At 63.6% G+C, this 23,899-nt stretch carries 21 protein-coding genes; 20 read left to right on the plus strand and 1 reads right to left on the minus strand.

From position 1 onward, the window contains the following. Positions 1-82: 82 nt before the first annotated feature. The 15 genes from HALO32_RS09100 to HALO32_RS09170 all read left to right on the plus strand — a co-directional run bounded on the left by HALO32_RS09100 (position 83) and on the right by HALO32_RS09170 (position 16,771). On the plus strand, positions 83-820 hold the full coding sequence (locus tag HALO32_RS09100; protein WP_225809875.1) for a class I SAM-dependent methyltransferase: 738 nt from the start codon (positions 83-85) through the stop codon (positions 818-820). A 147-nt stretch (positions 821-967) separates the two neighbouring features. After that, positions 968-2,551 (plus strand): glycosyltransferase family 2 protein, encoded by a 1,584-nt coding sequence (locus HALO32_RS09105; RefSeq protein WP_225809877.1) that lies wholly within the window; start codon positions 968-970, stop codon positions 2,549-2,551. Positions 2,552-2,611: 60 nt separating this feature from the next. Further along, positions 2,612-3,169: a hypothetical protein gene (locus HALO32_RS09110; protein ID WP_151443480.1), complete on the plus strand. Its 558-nt coding sequence runs from the start codon at positions 2,612-2,614 to the stop codon at positions 3,167-3,169. Continuing rightward, positions 3,166-4,746, plus strand: coding sequence for a glycosyltransferase (locus HALO32_RS09115; RefSeq protein ID WP_151443481.1), 1,581 nt, complete (start codon positions 3,166-3,168; stop codon positions 4,744-4,746). Before HALO32_RS09110 ends, HALO32_RS09115 begins: the two co-directional genes overlap by 4 nt. Positions 4,747-4,880: 134 nt before the next feature. Continuing rightward, the gene (rfbB, locus tag HALO32_RS09120; protein WP_151443482.1) at positions 4,881-5,993 is read left to right on the plus strand and encodes a dTDP-glucose 4,6-dehydratase; all 1,113 of its coding nucleotides are present in this window, start codon (positions 4,881-4,883) and stop codon (positions 5,991-5,993) included. Continuing rightward, entirely contained in the window at positions 5,990-6,913 is a 924-nt protein-coding gene (gene rfbD, locus HALO32_RS09125; RefSeq protein WP_151443483.1) for a dTDP-4-dehydrorhamnose reductase, read from the plus strand. The genes rfbB and rfbD overlap by 4 nt, the downstream gene beginning before the upstream one ends. Positions 6,914-7,015: 102 nt before the next feature. Further along, on the plus strand, positions 7,016-7,888 hold the full coding sequence (rfbA, locus tag HALO32_RS09130) for a glucose-1-phosphate thymidylyltransferase RfbA (RefSeq protein ID WP_225809878.1): 873 nt from the start codon (positions 7,016-7,018) through the stop codon (positions 7,886-7,888). A gap of 216 nt (positions 7,889-8,104) precedes the next feature. Then, entirely contained in the window at positions 8,105-8,653 is a 549-nt protein-coding gene (rfbC, locus tag HALO32_RS09135) for a dTDP-4-dehydrorhamnose 3,5-epimerase (RefSeq protein ID WP_151443485.1), read from the plus strand. 189 nt (positions 8,654-8,842) lie between these two features. After that, complete coding sequence (locus tag HALO32_RS09140; protein ID WP_151443486.1) at positions 8,843-9,943, plus strand: hypothetical protein; 1,101 nt, start codon at positions 8,843-8,845, stop codon at positions 9,941-9,943. Then, positions 9,940-10,599, plus strand: a complete 660-nt coding sequence (locus HALO32_RS09145; RefSeq protein ID WP_151443487.1) for a sulfotransferase family 2 domain-containing protein — start codon at positions 9,940-9,942, stop codon at positions 10,597-10,599. The genes HALO32_RS09140 and HALO32_RS09145 overlap by 4 nt, the downstream gene beginning before the upstream one ends. Positions 10,600-10,610: 11 nt before the next feature. After that, on the plus strand, positions 10,611-12,920 hold the full coding sequence (locus HALO32_RS09150) for a glycosyltransferase family 2 protein (protein ID WP_225809880.1): 2,310 nt from the start codon (positions 10,611-10,613) through the stop codon (positions 12,918-12,920). A 113-nt stretch (positions 12,921-13,033) separates the two neighbouring features. Continuing rightward, on the plus strand, positions 13,034-13,627 hold the full coding sequence (locus HALO32_RS09155) for a GNAT family N-acetyltransferase (protein WP_151443488.1): 594 nt from the start codon (positions 13,034-13,036) through the stop codon (positions 13,625-13,627). A gap of 10 nt (positions 13,628-13,637) precedes the next feature. Continuing rightward, positions 13,638-14,759: an aminoglycoside phosphotransferase family protein gene (locus HALO32_RS09160; RefSeq protein WP_151443489.1), complete on the plus strand. Its 1,122-nt coding sequence runs from the start codon at positions 13,638-13,640 to the stop codon at positions 14,757-14,759. Positions 14,760-14,838: 79 nt separating this feature from the next. Then, positions 14,839-15,861 carry a glycosyltransferase family protein gene (locus HALO32_RS09165; RefSeq protein ID WP_225809882.1) on the plus strand — a complete coding sequence of 341 codons (1,023 nt, stop codon included), beginning with the start codon at positions 14,839-14,841 and terminating at the stop codon, positions 15,859-15,861. A gap of 202 nt (positions 15,862-16,063) precedes the next feature. Further along, on the plus strand, positions 16,064-16,771 hold the full coding sequence (locus tag HALO32_RS09170; protein ID WP_225809884.1) for a phosphoadenylyl-sulfate reductase: 708 nt from the start codon (positions 16,064-16,066) through the stop codon (positions 16,769-16,771). 88 nt (positions 16,772-16,859) lie between these two features. Here the strand turns inward: HALO32_RS09170 and HALO32_RS09175 are convergent, their stop codons facing one another. Then, positions 16,860-18,587, minus strand: a complete 1,728-nt coding sequence (locus tag HALO32_RS09175; RefSeq protein ID WP_151443491.1) for an SLC13 family permease — start codon at positions 18,585-18,587, stop codon at positions 16,860-16,862. 132 nt (positions 18,588-18,719) lie between these two features. Between HALO32_RS09175 and HALO32_RS09180 the strand changes: the two genes are divergently transcribed. The 5 genes from HALO32_RS09180 (at position 18,720) to cysQ (ending at position 23,721) form a co-directional block, all read left to right on the plus strand. Further along, on the plus strand, positions 18,720-19,505 hold the full coding sequence (locus tag HALO32_RS09180; protein ID WP_192576476.1) for a helix-turn-helix domain-containing protein: 786 nt from the start codon (positions 18,720-18,722) through the stop codon (positions 19,503-19,505). 19 nt (positions 19,506-19,524) lie between these two features. Next, positions 19,525-20,427: a sulfate adenylyltransferase subunit CysD gene (cysD, locus tag HALO32_RS09185; protein WP_151443493.1), complete on the plus strand. Its 903-nt coding sequence runs from the start codon at positions 19,525-19,527 to the stop codon at positions 20,425-20,427. An 84-nt stretch (positions 20,428-20,511) separates the two neighbouring features. Then, on the plus strand, positions 20,512-20,865 hold the full coding sequence (locus HALO32_RS09190; protein ID WP_151443494.1) for a four helix bundle protein: 354 nt from the start codon (positions 20,512-20,514) through the stop codon (positions 20,863-20,865). A gap of 89 nt (positions 20,866-20,954) precedes the next feature. Beyond that, positions 20,955-22,859 carry a sulfate adenylyltransferase subunit CysN gene (gene cysN, locus HALO32_RS09195; RefSeq protein WP_151443495.1) on the plus strand — a complete coding sequence of 635 codons (1,905 nt, stop codon included), beginning with the start codon at positions 20,955-20,957 and terminating at the stop codon, positions 22,857-22,859. 97 nt (positions 22,860-22,956) lie between these two features. Then, positions 22,957-23,721: a 3'(2'),5'-bisphosphate nucleotidase CysQ gene (gene cysQ / locus HALO32_RS09200; RefSeq protein WP_151443496.1), complete on the plus strand. Its 765-nt coding sequence runs from the start codon at positions 22,957-22,959 to the stop codon at positions 23,719-23,721. Positions 23,722-23,899 lie beyond the last annotated feature (178 nt).

Raw genomic sequence — 23,899 nt, forward strand, 5'->3', positions numbered from 1 at the left:
GGAGCCTATCTCTCGTTTGATCGGCTCTGCGCTGAGGTCCATCGCCTGCTCGGGGACTATGGCACGGGACGCACGATTAATTATGCATAATCACTTAGCCATCAAGGGCCAACTGCCTCCGCTGCGAGGCTGGGCAACGTCCCCTGACGTGCTACTGCGCCTGCATGCGCACATCATGGCCACTCGCCCTCGGATCATTGTCGAGTTCGGCAGCGGTGCCTCCACGCTGGTGATTGCCGATGCCCTGCGCCAGAACGGGCTGGGCAAGCTGGTCTCCATCGAGCATAGCGACCACTACGGCGCGCAGACCCTGGGCACGCTGCAGACCGAATCCCTGGAAGGCTGGGTCGATCTGCGGATCGGCGAGCTGGAGGCCTGGGAAGGCGAGCACCTGAACCCTGAGGATGCCGAGAAGTCGTCACGCTGGTACCCGCTCTCGCTGTTGGAAGGCGTCGAGGGTATCGACCTGCTGTGGGTGGATGGCCCGCCCGGGGCAACCTGCCTGTTCAGCCGCTACCCGGCCCTGCCGGCACTGGCCGAGAAGCTCTCTCCCAATGCGGAAGTGTGGCTGGACGACACCATCCGACAGGAAGAAAAGGATATCTGCGAGCGCTGGGCGGCGGACCATGGTTTTGAGCTGGAGTACTACCCGCTTGAGAAGGGCCTGGGTCGGTTGACCCGTGCTGATGCTCCGGTGGTTGCCCCCGCGCCGATGCCACAGACGGCGGTGGCGGGGAGTGCCGATGATGCTGCCCATCCCGAGCGGGCTCTGGGGCTGGACTTCTCCCTGCCGGAAGATCAGGGCAAGGATAAGCGCTGAGCCGGTGGCCGCTTGTGTTGTGGGCCTGACCTGGCAGCCTTGGTGTGGCGCTCTCTTGGGTTTTACTGGTTCTCTCACGGTGGCCCCTGCGCGTAGGCGCTCGGGCCATCGTCGTTTTATGCCGTCGTGGATCGAGGTGACCCCCAGGTGCGTGTGAGTGATGATCAGTTGAACGCTTCCCCCTGGTTCGATGCCGACTGGTACCGGGCTACGTATCCCGATGTAGAGCTCTCCGGCCTGACCGCAGAGGCACACTACCTGCGCGTGGGTGAGCCTCTCGGGCGGCGCCCTGGTCCGAGTTTCGACCCACGTTGGTACCTGGCCGAGTATCCGGATATCGCCCAGGCGGGGGTAAGCCCGCTCCTGCACTTCATCGCTTATGGCGAGAAGGAAGGGCGTTTGCCCTGCGGATTGGAGGCGCAGCGTTGGGACTCGGCGCTATGGCGCCAAACCGAGCCGGTGTCGGCCTGCCTGCAGGCGCTGGAAGAGTTATTGGCTGGTGTGTCCCTGCCCGAGGCCAGCTATGCAGGGTTCGCCCTGGGGCGCTGGTATGCCTGGCAGGGAGAGTGGACCCACGCGGCGGCCTGTCTGGCCCGCCGTTCCAGAGGCAAGGGCGTGTTGCCCAGCCACCATGGCCCCGACTTGCTGACGGTGGAGACCTTTGGGCGTAGCGGGCAGCTGTCCCGTGCCTGGCAGGCGCTCGCCACGCTGCAGGAGCACGCCCCCGAGTGGCCCGATACGCGCCTGGCGGTGGCCAACCTGCTGGCCTGGCAAGCAGCGGCCTATCCCGAGGCCGGTGCCGACCGGCAACACGAATGGCAGCGACAGCGCCTTAAATGGATCAACGGGGTATGGCAGTGCCATGGCCTGGCGGACGTCGAGCTGACCGACCCGAACGCACCGCCATCACTAGATCACCTTGCTGCCCACGATTCACCATTCCTCCCTCACGACTCACCCTTGATCACCGTTATCGTGCCCGCCTTCAAGGCGGCCGACACGCTGCCCACGGCGCTACGCGGCCTGGCGGCCCAGCGCAGGGTCAACCTGGAGGTTATTGTGGTGGATGACGCCTCCCCGGACGAGACCGCGGCGGTGGCCGAGGCCTTTGCCGCAAGCGATAAGCGCTTCCGGGTGATTCGCCAGCCTTCCAACCAGGGCGCCTATGCAGCGCGCAACCGGGGGCTGGCCGAGGCGCAGGGCGAGTTCATCACCGTGCATGACAGCGATGACTGGTCCCACCCCGACAAGCTGGCCACCCAGCTGGCGGGGTTACTGGCAAACCCCGAGTGGAAGGTCTGCTGCTCCCATTGGGTGCGCTGCTCGCCCGATCTGGTCTTCGGACGCTGGCGCATGGAGGAGGGCTGGATTTATCGCAATGTCTCCTCGCTCATGTTCCGCCGCGAGGTGTTCGAGACCCTGGGCTACTGGGATCGTGTGCGCGTGGAGGCGGATACCGAATACTACTACCGTATTCTCGCGGCCTTCGGGCCCGAAGCCATCGGCGAGGTGCTGCCCGGTGTACCGCTGGCCTTTGGCCGGGCAGTCCACGGCTCACTGACGGCGGTGGGGGCCACCCACCTGGCTACCCAGTTCCGCGGCGTGCGCGCCGATTATCGCCAGGCTAGCGAGGCCTGGCACCGTGCTGGGGCCGAGCGGCCGGAACGGCTCTACCTGCCGGCCGAGCCGGCGGAGCGCCCCTTCGTCGCGCCAGCGGCGATGCTGCCCTGAAAGCCGTTGTGGTACCCTGCGCGGCAATCACGCGAGGCAAGAGCGAGGTAGGCGAAGGTGGTGAGCGAGCTCACAAGCCGAATAGAGGCTCTCGAGCAGGACATTCAGTCGCGCCAGACGGCGCTGAGCGAGCAGTTCGAGGCGCTGGCCAAGCTGACCGCCGAGCTGGAAGCCCAGCGCGAGCAGCTCGTCGCGCAGGAACAGAGCCTGCACGAGCTGCGTCAGGCCCAGGTCGAGGCGGCCCAGCAGGCGGAGGCGCTGCAGGATGAGGCGACCCCGGCGCCAGCGGCGGAAGAGGAGGTAAGCGATGGCCTCGCCAGCAGTCCGCTGCAGCATGCCGACCTGGTTCGCGACAGCGAGCTCTTCGACGCCGACTGGTATCTCGCCCGCTACCCGGACGTGAAGGCCGACGCGCACCTTGCCGAGGCGCCCCACGAGCACTATCTGCTGTTCGGCGGTTTCGAGGGGCGTAACCCCTGCCCGGAATTCGAGTCGACCTACTATCTCGAGATCTACCCGGACGTGGCCGAGGCAGGCATGAACCCGCTGGTACACTACCTGCTGCACGGCCGTAGCGAGGGACGGCGTATCCATCCGCCCTTCGAGGGGGAGGCGTGACCGGCGAGCTGGCAGAACGGCTGGCGGCGGCGGGCCTGTTCGATGCCGACTGGTATCGCCATACCTATGCGGATGTGGCGGAGAGTGGGCTGCGCCCTTGGGAACACTTCCTGACTCATGGCTGGGCCCTCGGGCGCGCGCCGGGGCCACGTTTTACCCCCGATGCCTACCTGGCTGCCCACCCCGATGTGGCTGCAGCAGGGGTCGATGCCCTGAGCCACTACCTGCAGAACGGCCAGCGCGAGGGTCGCGCTCTGGCACGCGAGACGGCCTGGCCCGAGGCGCCGTTGCCGGATGACCTGCCGGCTTGGGTGGGTAAGTCGCCACCGCCGCCGGGCAAGGTGCCGCGCTTGCTGTTTGTGATTTCCCTGCAGAGCGGTGGCACGCCCCGCACCAACCAGGACCTGATGCTCGCCCTGCAAGCGCGTGCCGAGTGTCTGGTGCTGCGCTGTGCCGAGGACGAGTTGGTGCTCTACCTGTTTCATTCGGGCATCCATGTGCCGCTGGAGCGCCATCGGCTGGAAGCGCCGGTGCCGGCAGTGCCGCACACCTCGGCGGAGTATGACCGGGTAGTGCAAGCCTGGCTGCGCGACTACGCGGTGAGCCTGGTGCATATTCGCCATCTCGCCTGGCAGGGGCTGGGAGTGATCAGCGTCGCAAAACAGTTGGATCTGCCGGTGGTCTGCTCTTTCCACGACTACTATGCGGTGTGCCCCTCGCTCAAGCTGCTCGACGAACGCCAGCGCCACTGCGGTGGGCGCTGCACCGCGAGCGGCGGCGAGTGCACGGCGGAGCTCTGGCCCCAAGAGGCCCTGACGCCCCTCAAGCACGATGGGGTGCTGGACTGGCAGCAGCGCTTTGCCGGTGTCCTGGCGCTGTGCGATGCCCTGGTGACCACCACGGCCGCGGCGCGGGCGCTGCATGGTGAGATCTTTCCGGCGCTGGCCGAACGACCCTTCGAGGTGATCCCCCACGGGCGGGATTTCTCCCGGCGGGATGCCCTGGCCCTGCGCCCCGTGGACGGCGAGCCGCTGAGGGTGCTGCTGCCCGGGCATATTGCCGTGGCCAAGGGTGCACGGGTACTGCTCGAGCTGGCGCGCCGGCCGGCGCTGGCCCACGTGGAGTGGCACGTGTTGGGCACCCTGGAGGGCGACCTGCTCGCGCAACTGCCGAACACTGTGGTGGTGCATGGCCCCTATCGCCGCGAGGCCTTTGCCGAGGAGGTGGCGGCTATTCGCCCGCATCTGGGCGCGGTGCTGTCGATTTGGCCGGAGACCTGGTGCCATACGCTGACCGAGCTGTGGTCGGTGGGCGTGCCGGTGCTCGGCTTCGATATCGGCGCGGTGGGCGAGCGCCTGGCCGCCACTGGCGCCGGCTGGTCGGTCAGCCCGCTGAACGCCGAAGCTGTGGCCGATACGCTGCAGCTCGCCAGCCAGCCTGAGGCCTGGGATCGCGCGGCCCGCCAGGTGGCGCACTGGCAACACCACGGCCAAACTGGCTGTGCCGAGATGGCCGACGCCTACTGGGCGCTGTATGAGCAGGTCTGCCCCGCGCTGCGTGCGCCGGTCCCGCTGTAGCGCTCCGCGCGATCGGCGTCATCAGGTGCCTGCGGTGCGCCGAGATCCATCGAGATGCCGGAGCTCACGAGGCTCTGGTCGGCGGTAGCGTGCCTATTCGCCACTCACTACTCACCAATCACGACCAACCCTATATGCCCAAGACTTTCCTGATCACCGGCGGCGCTGGTTTCATCGGTTCCGCCGTGGTGCGCGAGCTGATCCATAACACTGACCACCGCGTGGTCAACGTCGACAAGCTCACCTATGCCGGCAACCTGGAATCCCTGGCCAGCGTCGAGGATAGCCAGCGCTATACCCTCGTGAAAGCCGATATCTGCGATGCGCCGGCCATGCAGCGGGCCTTTGCCGCGCACCAGCCGGACGTGGTGATGCATTTGGCGGCGGAGAGCCACGTGGACCGCTCCATCGACGGCCCCGCGGAGTTCATCCAGACCAACGTGGTCGGCACCTCGGTGTTGCTGGAAGCCGCACGCGGCTACTGGAAGACGCTGCAGGAAAGCGCGTCCGAGAAAGCCGCTGGCTTCCGCTTCCACCACATCTCAACGGATGAAGTGTATGGAGATCTGGCTGAGGAGGGGGCTTCTTCCAGCTTCCAGCTTCCAGCTTCCAGCTCTCTGTTTACAGAACAAACCCCCTACGCTCCCAGCTCGCCGTACTCGGCCAGCAAGGCGGGCTCGGACCACCTGGTGCGCGCCTGGCAGCGCACCTTCGGCCTGCCCACTCTGGTCACCAACTGCTCCAACAACTACGGGCCCTATCACTTCCCCGAGAAGCTGATCCCGCTGATGATCCTCAATGCCCTCGCGGGCAAGCCCCTGCCGGTCTACGGCGACGGCCAACAGATCCGCGACTGGCTCTACGTGGAAGACCACGCCCGGGCGCTGATCAAGGTGGCTACCGAAGGGGAGGTAGGGGAGACCTACAACATCGGCGGCCATAACGAGAAGACCAACCTCGAGGTGGTGGAGACGATCTGCGCCTTGGTAGACGAGCTTAGGCTCGATTCTTCCAGCTTCCAGCTTCCAGCTTCCAGCTTGATAACCTTCGTCGCCGACCGCCCCGGCCACGACCTGCGCTACGCAATCGACGCCGGCAAGATCGAGCGTGAGCTGGGCTGGGTGCCGCAGGAGACCTTCGAAACCGGCCTGCGAAAGACGATGGCGTGGTACCTGGAGAACCGCGACTGGTGGCAGCGGGTGCTGGATGGCAGCTATCAGGGGGAGAGATTGGGAGCGAGTGTATGAAGATTCTGCTTACCGGCGGCAATGGCCAGGTCGGCTTCGAACTGCAGCGTCAGCTCTGCCTGCTGGGCAAGGTGCTGGCCCCCACCCGCCAGGAGCTCGATCTCGCCGACGCCAGTGCCGTCAGCCAGTGGCTGGAGGCTCACCAGCCCGAGCTGATCGTCAATGCCGCAGCCTACACCGCGGTGGACAAGGCCGAGGCGGAGCCCGCGCTGGCGCGGCGGCTGAATGCCGAGCTACCGGCCCAGTTGGCGGACTACAGCGCCGCCCGCGGGCAGTGGCTGGCACACTACTCCAGCGACTACGTCTACCCCGGCAGCGGGGAAACCCCCTGGCAGGAGCAGGACGCGACTGGGCCGCTCAGCGTGTACGGCCAGACCAAGCTGGAGGGCGACCAGGCGGTGCAAGGTAGCGGCTGCCCGCACCTGATCTTTCGCACCAGCTGGGTCTACAGCGCCCGCGGCAACAACTTCATGAAGACCATGCTGCGCCTGGGCCGTGAGCGCGACGCCCTGAAGGTGGTCAGCGACCAGATCGGCGCCCCCACCCCGGCGCGCCTGATCGCCCAGGTCACAGCATTAACTCTTCACTCCTTACCACTCACCACTCACCACTCACAAGCGAAGCGCTCACCACTCACCACTCACCCGGCGCCAGCCGGCATCTACCATCTCGCCCCGGCGGGTGAGACCAGCTGGCACGGCTTCGCCTGCGAGATCTTCCGGCAGGCCGCAGTCATGGGAGAGCAACTGGCGATCACGCCAGACAAGGTCGCCACGATTCCCACCGCGGAGTACCCCACGCCGGCGCAGCGCCCGCTCAATTCACGGCTGTGCTGCCAGGAGCTGGAGCACGCACTGGGCATCACCCTGCCCAGCTGGCAGGAGCAGCTGGCGCTGACATTGCGTGAGCATCTCGGATAGTGTTTGCCACGGAAAACACGGATGAACACGGACATTTGTTGCTTTTATTTCCGTGCTTTCCGTGAGTGTCCGTGGCAAGAAAATTTGAAAAGGAGGCATACAGTGCAAAGGAAAGGCATCATCCTCGCCGGCGGTTCCGGCACCCGCCTGCACCCCATCACCCGCGGGGTCTCCAAGCAGCTGCTGCCGATCTATGACAAGCCGATGATCTACTATCCCATCTCGGTGCTGATGCTGGCCGGCATCCGCGAGATCCTGATCATCTCCACTCCGGAAGACCTGCCTCAGTACGAGAACCTGCTGGGCAGCGGCGAGGATTTCGGCGTGCGCTTCGAGTATGCGATGCAGCCCAGCCCCGATGGCCTGGCCCAGGCGTTTATCATCGGTGAAGAGTTCATTGGCGACGACCCGGTGTGCCTGGTGCTGGGCGACAATATCTTCCACGGCCAGCACTTCAGCGATCAGCTCAAGCGCGCCGCTGCACAGGAAAGCGGTGCCACGGTGTTTGGGTACTTGGTGAAGGATCCCGAGCGTTTCGGGGTCGTGGAGTTCGATGACCAGGGCACGGCCATCTCCATCGAGGAGAAGCCGGCGGTGCCGAAATCGCCCTACGCCGTGACCGGCCTCTACTTCTACGATAACGACGTGGTGGAGATCGCCAGGCAGGTGGAGCCCAGCGAGCGCGGCGAGCTGGAGATCACCAGCGTCAACAACGCCTACCTGGAACGCGGCGATCTGCGCGTGGAGCGCTTTGGGCGTGGTTTCGCCTGGCTGGATACCGGGACCCACGACAGCCTGCTGGAGGCCGCCCAGTACGTGCAGACTATCGAGCACCGCCAGGGGCTGAAGGTGGCCTGCCTGGAAGAGATCGCCTGGCACCAAGGCTGGATCAGTACCGAGCACCTGGTCGCCTGCGGCACCGCCCTGAAGAAGACCGGCTACGGCGACTACCTGCTTCGCATCGCCAAGGGCTGATTCTGCCTTGTGGGAGCGCAGCTTGCTGCGCGAATAGCAGTGTTGCTGAAGCTTGAGTAGCCCCGATATTCGCGAACTGAAGTTAGCTCCCACAGCTTCCTTCTTCCAGCTTCCAGCCGCGCAGCGGCGCTCTCCCAGCTTCAAGCTCCCGGCATAACCGGGTTCACCCCTCACGAGCCCGAAGCGCGCTCAACCCTCACTCCTCACGGGCAAACCATGCACTACGAAAAACTCTCCATCCCCGACGTCGTCCTACTCACCCCCAGGGTCTTCGGCGACGAACGTGGCTTCTTCATGGAAACTTTCCGCCAGTCCGAATTCGAGCAGCATTGCGGCGATTATGCCTTCGTGCAGGATAACCACAGCCTCTCGGCTCACGGCATCCTGCGCGGCCTGCACTACCAGCACGAAAAGCCCCAGGGCAAGCTGGTGCGGGTGACCCGTGGCGAGGTGTTCGACGTGGCGGTGGACCTGCGCCAGTCGAGCCCTACCTTCGGCCGGTGGGTGGGGGTCACCCTCAGCGCCGAGAACAAGCAGCTGCTGTGGGTGCCGCCGGGCTTCGCCCACGCCTTCTACGTGACCAGCGATGAGGCAGAGTTCCAGTACAAGTGCACCGACTATTACAACCCCGGTGACGAGGTCTGCATCCGCTGGGATGATCCGAGCCTAGCGATTGAATGGCCGCTGGTGGGCGGCAAGGCGCCGCGGGTCTCGGAGAAGGATGCCGGTGGACAGGCCTTTTCGGAAGTGCCGACCTTCGACTGATGGCCAAGTGGCCCTCCGTCATGCAGTGCTCGGCTCCTCTGGTTTTGCCATTGGCAGCATATCAGGCCTCCATGGTGAGCGCCCCATGTGGCATAATTGAATGTTTACCGGCGTGATGGCGAAAGAGTCAATGTTCAGAGGCCGAGAGGTAGCGGTCGCCAGCATCGTCTGAATTTCCAAGGTTGCTAGATGATCTTTCTGTTTGTCCATATTGCCAAGACCGCTGGTAGCTCGGTGAACCGCTTCTTCCAGGAGCGGTTGGGAGAGTCTGCGTGCCTGGTCCACCAGGAGAGTAACCCTGCCTGGTCCAGGCCGCCACTTCCCGATGAGTTTCTGGATGGGGTGCAGTATATCTCCGGCCATATGCCGTATCGCGTGTTTACGGCACGCCTGTTGGGTCAGCCCTTGCATACCCTCACTGTGCTTCGTGATCCTCGCCACCATGTAGTGTCGCATCTGGCGTGGATTCGCCACCTAAAAGATGCCGGGCAGGAAAACCGACTGGCCGCGCACCCTGATTTCATACAGGTATTGGCCGAGAAAATCGCGCTGCATGACCTGAGTGATCCTGCTTCGCTTTCTCATCTGGTGGCGGGGTTAAACAAGGAGGAGTATCGTCTGCTCGACAATCCTCAGGTACTGTACTTGACCCATCGCAACCGTCCGGGCGAGGGGCTGGATGAGCGCGACGTTGAGTACGCCATCGATACACTCCGCGAGGTCGATACGTTCGGGTTTGTGGATGAACTGGGCGGGTTCTTTGCCGAGTTGAGCGAGGTGGTCGGTGAGGCTTCCGAGGTGCGGGAAGTGCCCCATGAGAATGCCTTGGTGGATCGCTATGGGCTAAGCACGACCAACGAGGCCCAGATGCAGGCATTGATGCCGTTGATCATGCACGATATGTCTCTTTATGAACGTGCCAAGCATCTGAAGCAGGAGCGGCGCGAAGGGGCCGCGCTGCCGACGTATCGTCGACGCGATGCTCGTGGCCATCTGAGCCAGCCGAATCCACGAGGTCATGCTGGTGGCTGGGCGTTCGACATGCAGCGTGCTGGAAGCGTGCAGTTGGATGTATACCTTAACGACAAGCATGTCGCCGTTGTGGAAGCGGCCAGGGCTCGCAAGGATCTTAGGGAGAAGTTTGAACGTGACTGTGCCTTTGTCATCGACCTGAACAAGCTCAAGGCTCGGTCTGGTGATCGGTTGGCGGTCTTCTTTCAAGGAACGAATATCGAATTGAACGGATCGCCTCGCGAGCTCCCGGCCGAGGTCGAGTCTACGTCATCATGAATCCGATAATTTTTGTGCATATACCCAAGACAGCTGGAACAAGCTTTCGGGCTGCTGCGGAAGCTTGGTTCGGTAAGCGACGCCTGCTTTTTGATTATGGTAGTCAGGCGCGCAAGACGTCGCGTGTCTTTCGTGATCATGAAGATGGTCGACTGGATTGGTCGAATGTTGTGCACAAGGTTGCGAAATCCAGCTTTGTGACGGGGCATTTTCCTGCCGGCCGGTATCTGAAGGACTTTGATCCAGTATGTTTTTGTACTTTTGTGCGTGACCCGATCCAGCGTGTGATATCTCAGTACTTCCATCATAAGAACAAACTGGGTTATGAGAAAAGTATCGAAAATTTTGTTGAGGATGCCCGCTTTCATGACCACCAGCACCGCCTATTGGCCGGTATTTCGCTCAATGAAATGGGGTTTGTCGGAGTCACGGAGCGGTACACGGACTCCATCGCACTGTTCAATCAACGGTATGGAACGGGACTCAAGGTCGAAACACGCAATCAGCGAACCAGGCATGCGTCAGAGACGGATGTGCCCGATGCCGTGATCGAGAGGATTCGTGTCAATAACACTCGGGATTTAGAGCTTTATGAAAAGGCCTTGCAGCTGCTCGATGAACAGCTCTCCCTGCCAAGTAGTGTTTCAGCCCGGTGATCGGTGAGTTGATGAATGCGCGTAATCAAAGAAATATCGACAAGGGCTCGCGGTTGCTATCCCTGAGCCTGGAGGGTACGCCGCTGGTCAGGATGCCGATCGCCGATCTCAAGCCCCGTCACCAGCTGGCGCGCTGCGACGTTCGGGAGACCGGTTATGCCTGGGAATCCACGGGGGATGACCCGCAGTTCTGGCTGACTCGCCGCCTGCCGCTGCCGGGCTGGCAGATGCTGGAAGTGGGCATGGCGCACGATCAGCCCAGCGCGGCAGTGAAGCTCTATTTCGATACCGGGGAGGGCTTCAACGAGGCCCAGAGCATCTACTTGCCGCTTAAGCCAGGCCGGGTTGTCAAGCGGCTGTTCCACGCTCCCTGGGGGCTCAAGGCGCTGCGCTTCGACCCCATGAGCCAGGCGGGGTGCTTTACCCTGAGCCATCTGCGCCTGGCCTGGCTGACGCCGCGCTTCGCCCAGCAGCGCCTGGTCCAGCGGCTGGTGAACATGCATCACGAGTGGCGTGGCGCCGCGCATGCCGATGTGCTGGCGGCGATCAAGGCGCAGGCCGCACAGCAGGGCGTACATTGGCGGCCGCTGGCACTTTCCTATTATGAAGAGACCTTTGAGCGGCGTACGGCACGTTTCAGCTATGAGCGCTGGCTGCGGGGGCGCCGCGAACTTTCTGCGGAACGGGTGCAGCGCCTGGTGGAGAAGTTGCCGCACCGGCCGCTGATCTCGGTGCTGGTGCCGGTCTACAACCCGCGCATTGACTGGCTGCGTGAATGCCTGGATGCGGTGCTGGCCCAGCACTATCCCCGCTGGCAGCTGTGTATTGCTGACGATGCCTCTACGGATCCCGAGGTACGCGAGGTGCTGGCCGAATATGCCGCCCGGGATACGCGCGTCAAGGTGGTGGAACGTGAGCGCAATGGCCATATCTGTGCGGCGAGCAACACTGCTCTGGCACTGGCCGAGGGCGAGTTCGTGGCGCTGCTCGATCACGACGACTTGCTGACGCCTCAGGCGCTGTTTCGGGTGGCCCAGGCGCTGAATCGCCATCCCGATGCCGGGCTGCTCTACAGCGACGAGGATAAGCTCAACGAGCGTGGCGTGCGCTTCGATCCTCACTTCAAGCCGCAGTGGAACCCGGATCTGCTGCTGGCGCAGAACTATCTCTCGCACCTGGGGGTATACCGCACTGCCTTGGTCCGCGAGTTGGGCGGTTTCCGCGAGGGCTTCGAGGGCAGCCAGGATCATGACCTGGCGCTGCGCGTGACGGCGCGGCTGTCACCGGAGCAGATCGTGCACATTCCCCAGGTGCTCTATCACTGGCGGGCCGCGGAAGGCTCCACGGCGCTGACCAGCAGCGAGAAGGACTACACCACCCGGGCGGGGCTGGCGGTGGTGCGTGATCATGTGCAGGCGCGAGTGCCCGAGGCGGAGGTGGTGGAGGGGCATTACCCCAATACTTACCGGGTGCGCTGGCCGCTGCCACAGCGTCCGCCGCTGGTCAGCCTGCTGATTCCCACCCGGGATCGGGTCGAGATCCTCAAGCCCTGCGTGGATGCCATCCTCGAGCGCACGGACTACCCCAATCTCGAAGTGCTGATCCTGGACAACCAGAGTCGCTGCCAGGAAACGCTGGAGTATATGCGCGACGTGGTCAATCGCGATGACCGCGTGCGGGTCCTGCGCTGGAACGAGCCCTTCAACTACTCGGCGATCAACAACTACGGGGCGCTCTATGCCCGGGGCGACATCCTGGGGCTGGTGAACAACGATATCGAGCCGATCCATCCCGATTGGCTGGACGAGATGGTGCGCCAGGTATGCCGGCCCGAGATCGGCTGCGTGGGGGCCAAGCTTTACTACCCCAACGATACGGTTCAGCACGCGGGCGTGATCCTGGGCATCGGCGGCGTGGCGGGGCATGCCCACAAGTACTTCCATCGCAACTCGCCGGGCTACTTCACTCGGCTGCACCTGGCGCACAACCTCTCCGCCGTCACCGGCGCCTGCCTGCTGGTGCGCAAGGCGGTGTTCGAGGAGGTAGGGGGGCTCAACGAGGAGCATCTGGCGGTCTCCTTCAACGACGTGGACCTGTGCCTGAAGGTGCGCGAGGCAGGCCACCGCAACCTCTGGACCCCCTACGCCGAGCTCTATCACCATGAATCCGTCTCCCGCGGCGCCGACGACAGCTCGGCAAAACGTGCTCGTGCCAACAGCGAAGCCGCGTATATGCGCGAGGTATGGGGAGCCAAGCTGGATAATGATCCGTCCTACAACCCCAACCTGACGCTGGTGCATGAGGATTTTTCGTTGCGCTGAGCCCGGCTGGGCCGGGAGCTGTGAATGGTGAATGGTGAGTGGTGAGGAGTAACCCATCACTCCTCACAAGCGACGTGCTCACTCAGTACCGCAGCAGACCTGAGGAATACCGGTTGTTAGAAGAGCGACGGATAAAGACCTATCGGGTGGCGGAGGGCAAGTCGGCGTCTTCCCTGGAGTGGCGCCTGGCGTCGAGTTCGCCTTCCTTTCTGCGTCCGCTGTTGGGCAGGGCCTGGCAGCGGCGTCGTATGCTGGCGCGTGGCGTTAATTGGCGACGAGTGCTTTTCGTGGCAGTGGATGGCGAAGTGGCCGGTTATCTGCAGTTCTACCTTCACGGCGCGGGGCCGCATCAGCTGAGTTTTGCCCACATGCGTGATGAGTTCGGAATTACCCAGGCGGCATGGCGTTTCCCGCTTTATCAGGTTCTGCATCGTCGCTTCCGGGGCTTCGATGCCTATCTCTACCGTATCGTCGTTACCGAGCCGTTCAGAGGCCAGGGCCTGGGCCAGCGCTTGCTGGAGGCCTGGCTGGCGCTGCTCGAGGCACGAGGCGTGGCTGGGGCGGACCTTGAGGTGTGGGGCAACAACCCGCAGGCGATGACCTTGTACTCGTCACTGGGCTTCGTTGAGCGGCGCCGGCTGACGATCCCCGTGCGCGCCAGCTGGCTGCGTGATCGCCAGCTGATCCAGATGCACAGGGGGGGCTAGGGCGTTGGCGGTGCTGAGCGGCTTCATCGATCGGGTATGGGACGCCGGGGTGGTGGGTTGGAGCCCGGCGCCTGAGGTGCGGGTCTCTGTCAATGGCAGCCCAAGTGCTAACGTGCCTTGCAGCAACACCAGGCTAGATGTGCAGGCGGCGGGGCTCTCCGACGATGGGCGAGTGGGCTTTCACGCTGCGTTGCAGTTGACCAGCGGCGATATCGTGCGGGTGACCACCGATCGGGGCAAGCCATTGCGTCACAGTCCTTGGCTGTATATGGCGCCGGAGACACAGGGTTGGCTACCGGCGTCGTTGGCGGCCGACCATCCGGAATATTCGGCTATTGCCGAGTTGGCCGGGCCATTGGCCTTTGAACGCTTTCGTCCGCTGTTCGGCAAGCTTGAGCAGGTGGTGGCAGCAGTAGTAGATGCACCTGGGGTGTCGCCAAAGGTAGTGCGTTTCGGTGTGCCTTTCCGAGAAGTTGCTAGTCTGCAGCGCTTTCATGGCCAGGTTTTGCAGCCGGCGCAGATCGCCTGCCCGGCGCTCTATCACGAGTTGGCGCTTGGTACCCGGCGAGTGCAGGTTTTCGATTATTTCCCCGGTATATCTCTCGACCGATTCGGGCTGGGCTGGGAGGCTTGGTTGCCGGCCGTAATGGATGAGTTAGCACGCCTGCAGGTAGCAGGCCAGCGGCTGCGAGGTGCTCCGGGACGGCGTTTGGGCGGGATAAGAGCCGTAATGTATAGATTACAATGGCGGACGTTGGGCGACGCCCTTGGAGGCCGTGCTGCCGGAGAGCGGGGCTTTCTTCTCTGGCTATTGGTCGTTTTGAACCGCCTGCCGCGCGTTCTTTCACACGGCGACCTGCATCGCAAGAATGTACTGGTAGATCGCGAGAGTGGCACGCTGGCGCTGATCGACTGGGACCGCTGGGGATATCTTCCCACCGGCTTCGATATGGCTCGGCTGATGCACGGGCTACCTGGCGAGGACGCCGAGCGCCTGGCGGGCGGTAGCCGTCTCCATCGCTTGGGGGTGGCGGGTTTCACCTATTTGCTCAAGCGGCAGGACAGCCCAGGGTTCGCGGTTTCAGCAGAGGGTCAGGCGCTACGCCGGAGGTGTCGGGAGTTGGCTGGGTGAGGGGTTAGTGCGCTTCGCGTTTGTAAGGGGGTAAGGAGTGAGTGGTGAGGAGTGAGTGGTGAGTGGTGAGGAGTGAAAAGTGAGCGGTGAGCGTTGGCTAATGGTGAGTGATGGGGCGCGACCGACCGAGGATATCTACTTCCTCGAATCGGTCGCGCCCCATCTGCGTTCCGAGGGAGATCACGTCGGGCGCTTGGATGCGCGCGGCTGGCGCTGGCGAATGGCACGCTGGGTGCTGACCCGGCAGCTGGGGGCCAATCTGGTGATCTGTCGAACCCTGCCGATGACCGCGCTGCGCTGGCTGGAGCGTGAGCGGGGCCGCTTCGGACGTATCGTCTATGTGATCGATGATGATCTGGCGGCGGCGGCCGAGGATGACAGCCTCCCAGGGGCCTATCGCCAGCGGATGGTCCGCGCCGCCGAGCGCCAGCCGCGCCTGCTGGCGTTGGCAGATGAGGTGGTGGCCTGCAGCGAGGTCCTGGCCGAACGGCTGCGCGCAGAGCATGACAACGTCAAGGTAATGACGCCGCCGCTGATCGCCTCGCTGCCGGATCTAGCCCACTTCGATATTGGGCCCTCGCCGGATCAGCCATGGCGTATCGGATTTCACGGTACCCGTGCCCATCTCGCCGACCTGGAGGCGTTGACGCCGGCGCTGGTGACCCTTCAGCACGGCCGCGATGATACCGAGCTGGAGCTGATGCTGGGGGGCCATGTGCCCTCGCTCCTGGCCGAGCTGCCGCGCACCCGCTGCCCGGCGGCGCTATCCTGGCCGACATTTCGCCGCTATCAGTCGCAGCAGCGGGTGCATGTTGGCCTGGCGCCGCTGCGCGATACCCCCTTCAATCGAGGCAAGTCATTCATCAAGTTCCTGGATATCGCCGCGATGGGTGGGGTAGGGGTTTATTCCAACCGTGCTCCTTATACCGAGATTGTCGAGCATGGCGTGAATGGACTGCTGGCCGGCGATGATCCAGTTGAGTGGCAGCGCTGCCTGGAGAGGCTGCTGGCGCATCCCGCCGAGGCACGGCACATTGCCGAGGCCGCGGCGGAGACGGCGGCCCGGCTGAGGCCGGAGGGCCCGGCTTCAGCGGGTGATTGAAGCTGGAAGAGCGGCGCTGCGCGCCTGGAAGCTGGAAGAGGGAAGGGCGCGGCTTCGTCGGTAGTTGTAAGTCGAAAGCTGTAAGGGGTGAGGCAGGTCTTATATATTAATACCGTATTAAAAGATTATTATTTATTCCTTTCAGGTATTGAATGGCGAGGCTATGCTAGGCGCCATACCCAGTATTCTGAAGGAACTCTTCATGGCGTTATCGGCGTTACAGCGTGAGATCGATGCCGCCCAGGCCAGCACGCTGCTGGAGTCGCTGCCGGCAGAGGCGCGGGTCGAATGGGCGCTGGAAAACCTGCCTGGCAGCTTCGTCCTTAGTTCCAGCTTCGGCATTCAGTCGGCCGTGCTCTTGCACCTGGCGACGCGCATCGCGCCGCAGTTGCCCGTGCTGCTGGTGGATACCGGCTATCTGTTTCCCGAGACCTACCGCTTCGTCGACGAGCTGACCGAGCGGCTGAACCTGAACCTCAAGGTGGCGCGGCCGGCGCTGTCGCCGGGGCATCTGGAGATGCGTCACGGCAAGCTTTGGGAGCAGAACCTGGAGGGGCTGGAGCGCTATAACCAGCTGATGAAGGTCAAACCGATGGAGCAAACGCTGGATGAGCTGCGCGTGGGCACCTGGTTTGCGGGGCTGCGCCGTCAGCAGTCCAGCTCCCGAGAACAGCGGCCGGTGGTGGAGCGTCGCGGCGATGGCCGCTACAAGGTCTATCCGCTGATCGACTGGCACAGCCGCGACGTGCATCGCTACCTGGCCGAGCATGATCTGCCCTATCACCCGCTGTGGGCGCAGGGCTATGCCTCGGTGGGCGACTGGCACACCAGCCAGCCCCTGCAGTCCGGCATGCAGGAGGAGGAGACCCGCTTCTTCGGGATGCAGCGGGAGTGTGGGTTGCACCTCTAGCTGCGAGCGACGAGCTGCGAGCTTCGGGCGATACAAGAAACTGCTCGCCGCTCGGAGCCCGCAACCCGTGGCTCCGGGCGCAGCTGGGCTAGAACGGGAATACCATCGGCGTAAGCACCAGCACCCCAGCGGAGTAGACAAGACTCACCGGCAGGCCGGTCTTCAGGAAGTCGCTGATCCGGTAGTGGCCAGGTGAATAGACCATCAGGTGGGTCTGGTAGCCGAAGGGAATCAGGAAGCAGGCGCTGGCGCCATAGGCCACCGCCATGATGAAGGGCAGGGGGTCGGCGCCGAAGGCCTGAGCGGTGGTCCAGGCCACCGGAAAGGCAAGTGCGGCGGCGGCGTTGTTGGTGACCGTCTCGGTCAGCACCAGGGTCAGCAGGTAGCAGCCGACGAAGGCTGCGTAGATCCCGTATCCGGAGAACAGCGTCTGCATGCCTTGGGCGAGCAGGTCGGCAGCGCCAGAGTTTTCCAGGCCTTGGGCGATAGCCAGCGCTGAACCGATGATCAGCCATAGCTCGAAGGGAAAGCGTCGCCTCAGTTCGGCGGGGCTCAGCACCTTGCCGGCCAGCAATCCGGCCATCAGCAGCAACAGGCCGTGAAACAGCGGTAGCCACTCCAGGGCGGCCAGGCCGATCACTGCGGCGAAACCGCCCACGGTGAGCCAGCTTTCCAGGCGGTTGAGCCGAGGGCGCTTGAAGCTGCCGCTCAGCAGGTGAAAGTTGCGATCGATGTTGCGGTGCTGGCGGAAATCGCCGCCTACGGCAAGCAGCAGGCAGTCACCCACCCTCAGGGGAATCTTCCCCAGTTGCCCCTCCAGCCGCTTGCCCCCGCGGCGGATACCGACCACGCCGGCATTGAACATGCTGCGAAAGTCTACCTCCTGAAGCGTGCTGCCCGCGAGGTCGGATTCATGCGATATCACGACCTCCACCAGGTTGGTGGCCAGCAGGTCATCGGCCTGATGACCAAACAGCGTGAGCCCTGGAAAACGCTGCAGTGCCTGTACCTTGCTCACCTCACCGGTGAACACCAGAGTATCTTCTTCCTGGAGTATCTCCTCTGGCCCCACGGGGCTGATCAGCCGCCCTTCGCGTTCGATCTCCAGCAAGTAGAGCCCCTCCAGGCTGCGCAGCTGGTTCTCCTCGATGCTCTTGCCGACCATCTCCGAGCTGGCTTCCAGGTCGGCGGCCAGGAAGTAGGAGAGCTTGTCGGCGGTATCCTCCGGTAGATGCGACGGCAGCTGTCGGGCCCGCCACAGCAGCACGCCGAAGGTCAGCAGGGCCACCGGCACCCCCACCAGGCTGAACTGGAACATGCCCAGCTCGAAGCCGCCGCTGCTCAACGTGAAGGAGTTGACGACCAGGTTGGTGGAGGTGCCCACCAGGGTGGTCATGCCGCCGAGGATGGAGGCGTAGGAGAGCGGGATCAGCAGTCGCGAGGGGGCGATGCGCTTCTGGCGCGAGATGGCGCCCAGGAAGGCGGCCACCACCGCAGTGTTGTTGAGAAACGCCGAGAGCACAGCACTGGCGCCCATCAGCCGCGCCGTGGCGGTCTTCTCGCTACCTCGGAGCAGATGCTGGGAGAGCCAGTCGAGCAGGGGCGTGCGCTCCAGCGCCAGCGAGACCAGCAGCAGCAACAATAGTGTGGCCAGCGCCGGGTTGGTGTACTGCTGAAGTAGGGTGTCGGTATCCACCAGGCCCAGCACCAGGTAGGCACCGGCCAGGCCGACGAAGGCGATGGCGGGACGTACGCGGCCCGAGATCAACGCCGCCAGCAGGGCGCCGATGGAGATAAGCACCGCCCAGGTTGTCATTGGTCCGTCCTTGTGAAGTCATCTTGGGCTTGTGGGATTCTACGTGGGCTTTTATGATAATGTCGAATATTCGCAGTGAGAATGCCGCAAAGTCTCAATATACTTCTTTAATTTCAATAGATTAACAAGAAATTGCCGACTAAACATTTAACGCCTGAAATTCTCAACAAGCTGCGACTGGAAGCAGTCAGGCTGCGCCTTGATGGCCATACGGTGGCCGAAACGGCAGCCCGCACCGGGCTCTCGGCGCCCACCGTATCGGCGGCCTGGAAGGCCTTCCGCGAGGGAGGCTGGGACGCCGTGGCGGTGCGGCAGCGCGGTCGCCGCGCGGGCCAGGCGGCGAGCCTCGATGCGGCCGCTCGGCAGGCGCTGGAGACCGCCCTGGCGACGTTGCCACCGACGGGCGAGCCGGCCTGGAGCAGCCGCGGCCTGGCCGAGGCGCTGAAGGGGCAGGGGCACCGGGTGTCGCCGAGGGCCATCGATCACTGGCTTGAGCGGCGGGATCTCAAGCCCGAGCCGCTGGCGCTGAACGGCCTGGCGCGGCGGCGCAGCCAGTTGGGGCGCTGGTATCGCCAGCAGCTGGCGCCAGTGCTGGCCCAGGTGAAACAGACGGGCGGTGCGGTCTGGCAGGGGGGCGCGCGAACGCCGCCGCCGGATTCCGGCTTGGCTGAGGAGCCGCGCCGCTATCAGCTCTATCTGCATGGCAAGCGCGGCGCGCTGTTCACCCGCGTGCTGGCCGCGCCGCCGCTGGCGGATGACTATCTGGCGCTGTTCGAACGCTTGCTGGCAACGACGCAGGTCCCGGTGGCGCTGATCTTCCGAGGGGCTGACTTGCAGGCTGCACCCGCCGTCGGCGACTGGCTATCGCAGCATCCGGAGATGCGTCTCGTGATGATGCCCGCCGGGCTTCCAGCTTAACAACTAAGGATTTAGAGATATGACGTCATTGACACACCTTCAGAAGCTGGAAGCCGAGAGCATACAGATCATGCGCGAGGTGGTCGCCGAGACCGAGAATCCGGTGATGCTCTACTCGGTGGGCAAGGACAGCGCGGTGATGCTGCATCTGGCGCGCAAGGCCTTCGCGCCATCGCCGCCCCCCTTCCCGCTGCTCCACGTTGATACGCGCTGGAAATTCCGCGCCATGTACGAGTTCCGCGACCGCATGGCCGAGGAAACCGGCATGGACCTGATCGTGCATATCAATCCCGAGGGCGTGGAGAAGGATATCAACCCCTTCACCCATGGTTCGGCCATCCATACCGACGTGATGAAGACTGAGGGTCTCAAGCAGGCGCTGGACCACTACGGGTTTGATGCGGCCTTCGGCGGTGCGCGGCGCGACGAGGAGAAGTCCCGTGCCAAGGAGCGGATCTTTTCCTTCCGTACCGCCCAGCATCGCTGGGACCCGAAGAATCAGCGCCCGGAACTTTGGAAGCTCTTCAACACCCGCAAGCACAAGGGCGAGTCGATTCGTGTGTTCCCGCTCTCCAACTGGACCGAACTGGATATCTGGCAGTACATCTACCTGCAGAACATCCCGATCGTGCCACTTTACTATTCCGCCGAACGCCCGGTGGTGGAGCGGGACGGGGCGCTGATCATGGTCGATGACGAGCGCATGCCGCTGGAACCCGGTGAGGTGCCAATGATGCGCAAGGTGCGCTTCCGCACCCTGGGCTGCTACCCGCTGACCGGCGCCATCGAGTCCGAGGCCGACACCCTGCCGGCGATCATCCAGGAAATGCTCCTGACCAACACCTCCGAGCGTCAGGGCCGGGTCATCGACCACGACAGCTCGGCTTCCATGGAAAAGAAGAAGGCTGAAGGTTATTTCTGAGCTACGGGCTACGGGCTACGGGCTACGGGCTACGGGCTACGGGCTACGCTAGAAGTTATAGGCCCGAAGCCTGAGGACAAGGTGATGAAGCATGAGCAGCGGGAAGTCTGGCAAAGAAGCAAGCGGCTAAGCGTCTCGGTTTATCGTGAGCTTAAAAGCTTGCGAGACTTCGGCTGCAAGGACCAGATCACACGCTCAGCCTTGTCGATCCCCAGCAATATCGCTGAGGGCTTTGAGCGCTATACCGAGCGAGAAAAGTTTCGCTTCGTATCCATTGCAAAGGGCTCCTGTGGCGAATTCGCCACGCAAACGTTGATCGGAATCGAGGTTGGATACATCCCAGAAACTGTTGGCTTCCACTGGCGCAGCGAAGCCATGGTCATCTCTCGAATGCTTGGCTCCCTGCTGAAAGCGCTCGATACGCCGCCGAATAGATAATCACTGAATATACGGAGAGCACATAGAGCCCGCCGCTCGAAGCTCGAAGCTCGCGGCGCTCGTGCTCTCACCCAAAGGAGAATTGGACTGTGTCCCACGCCTCACCAATGATCTCGGAAAACATCGAGACCTATCTGAGAGAGCACGAGAACAAGGGCCTGTTGCGCTTCATCACCTGCGGCAGCGTCGACGACGGCAAGAGCACCCTGATCGGACGCTTGCTGTTCGAGTCGAAGCTGCTGTTCGAGGATCAGCTGGCCGCCATTGAGGCGGATTCCAAGAAGTATGGTACCCAGGGCACCGAGATGGACTTCGCTCTGCTGGTCGACGGCCTCGCCGCGGAGCGCGAGCAGGGCATCACCATCGACGTGGCCTATCGTTTCTTCTCCACCGACAAGCGCAAGTTCATCGTCGCTGATACCCCGGGGCACGAGCAGTACACCCGCAATATGGTGACCGGCGCCTCAAACGCCGACGCCGCCATCCTGATGGTCGATGCTCGCCACGGTATCCTCACCCAGACGCGCCGCCACAGTTTCCTGATGTCGCTGATCGGCATGCGTCGGTTGGTGGTGGCCATCAACAAGATGGATCTGGTGGACTACTCCAAGGCGCGCTTCGACGAGATCGTCGAGGCGTACCGCGCCTTCGCCAAGCAGCTGGGCCTGGAGGCGATCACCTTCATCCCCATGTCGGCGCTCAAGGGCGATAACGTCATCGAGCATGGCCATCACATGCCCTGGTATCACGGTCCCACCCTGATGGCCTATCTGGAGACCGTCGAGGTCGACGAGGAGCGCCAGCAGCGCCTGCCGTTGCGCCTGCCGGTGCAGTGGGTCAATCGCCCTAACCTGGACTTCCGCGGCTTTACCGGGATGATCGCCAGCGGCTCCGTGAAGCCCGGCGACGCCATCCGGGTCCAGCCCTCCGGCAAGACCAGCCGGGTGGCGCGCATCTACACTTTTGATGGCGATCTGCCCGAGGCGATTGCCGGCCAGTCGGTGACCCTGCTGCTGGAGGACGAGATCGACATCTCCCGCGGCGACGTCATTTCCGGCGTGGAACAGCCCGCCGAGACCGCCGACCAGTTCGAGACCAGCCTGGTGTGGATGCACGACGAGCCGCTGCTCCCGGGCCGCCCCTACCTCATGAAGCTGGGCACTCAGACCGTGTCGGCCACCGTCACCGACATCAAGTACCAGGTGAACGTGAATACCCTGGACCATACCGCGGCCAAGCAGCTGGACCTGAATGCCATCGGCATATGTACCCTGAGCCTGAACAAGGCGGTGGCCTTCGACCCCTACAAGGAGAATGCCGACACCGGCGGTTTCATCCTGATCGACCGCATGACCAATAACACCGTGGGTGCGGGCATGTTGCACTTCGCGCTGCGGCGTAGCCAGAACATCCATAGGCAGCATGTGGATATCGACAAGCAGGCGCGGGCGGTCTCCAAGGGGCAGCACCCCGCGGTGCTGTGGTTCACCGGGCTCTCCGGTGCCGGCAAGTCGACCATTGCCAATCGGGTGGAGAAGAAGCTGCACGCCGCCGGCCAGCACACCTACCTGCTGGATGGCGACAATGTGCGCCACGGCCTCAACCGTGACCTGGGCTTCACCGATGCCGATCGTGTCGAGAATATCCGCCGCGTGGGTGAAGTCGCCAGGCTGATGGTCGATGCCGGCCTGATCGTGCTGACCTCCTTCATCTCGCCCTTCCGCAGTGAGCGCCAGCTGGCCCGCGACCTGGTGGAGGAGGACGAGTTCATCGAGATCTTCGTCGATACGCCGCTGGATGTCGCCGAGCAGCGTGATCCCAAGGGGCTCTATCGCAAGGCTCGGCGCGGCGAGCTGAAGAACTTCACCGGTATCGATTCGGCCTATGAGCCGCCGGAGAATCCCGACCTGCACATCCGCACCGACGAGATCAGCAGCGATGAAGCCGCGGAGGCCATCATTGCCCTGCTGCGGGAACGCCAGATCGTAGCCTAAAGCAGCGGGCAGCGGGCTACGAGCCGCGAAAGGTTCTTGTCGTGGCCCGAGGCTCGAAGCTCTTGGCCTGAAGCCCAAACATCAAGGAACTCAACAAATGGACGTTTCAGCATTACTCGATAGCGTTGAGGGCATCGCCAATGACGCCGGCGAGGCAATCATGGCCGTCTACGCCCGCGATTTCTCCATCGAGGAGAAGGAAGACAAGAGCCCGCTGACCGAAGCGGACAAGGCCGCTCACGAGGTGATCGTGGCGGGGCTAAAGGCACTGCCCGAGGCCATTCCGGTGCTCTCGGAGGAGAACACCGAGGGCTTCGACGGTGCCGATGCCGCCGGCCGCTACTGGCTGGTGGACCCGCTGGACGGCACCAAGGAGTTCATCAAGCGTAACGGCGAGTTCACGGTTAACATCGCGCTGATTGAGCGGGGCAAGCCGTTGCTCGGCGTGGTCGTCGCCCCGGCGCTGGAGGTGAGCTATCTCGCCGCCGAGGGCGTGGGGGCCTTCAAGGTTGAAAAGGGCGGTGAGCGTCGGCCGATCCGGGTGGCCGGCAAGCCCGCCGAGGGTGCCGCCTGGCGCGTGGTAGGCAGCCGCTCCCATCCCAGCCCCGATCTGGCCGAGTGGCTGGAGAAGCTAGGCCGCCACGACATGGTGCCCATGGGCAGCTCGCTGAAGCTGTGCCTAGTCGCCGAGGGTGCGGCGGATGTGTATCCGCGTCTCGGCCCCACCTGCCTGTGGGACACCGGCGCCGCCCAGGCGGTGGTGGAGCAGGCCGGCGGCCGGGTGGAAACCCTGGAGGGCGACGCGCTCTCCTATGCGACCCCTACGCAGCACCTGAATCCCCATTTCGTGGTGTGGGGTTAGCCCGGCGGTGCCGGGAGTCGTAAGCTGTAAATGGTGAGTGGTAAGTAGTGAGGGGTGAGGGGTGAGGGGTTACTCCTCACCAGCGAAGCGCTCACTACTCACAAGCGCGCAGCGCGCTCACCAGCGAAGCCATGGTGATGTATCTGTCAGGGGGTCTTTTGAGCCAAGCGACGCGAGA

Source organism: Halomonas lysinitropha (assembly GCF_902500215.1).
Taxonomy (GTDB): Bacteria; Pseudomonadota; Gammaproteobacteria; order Pseudomonadales; family Halomonadaceae; genus Halomonas; species Halomonas lysinitropha.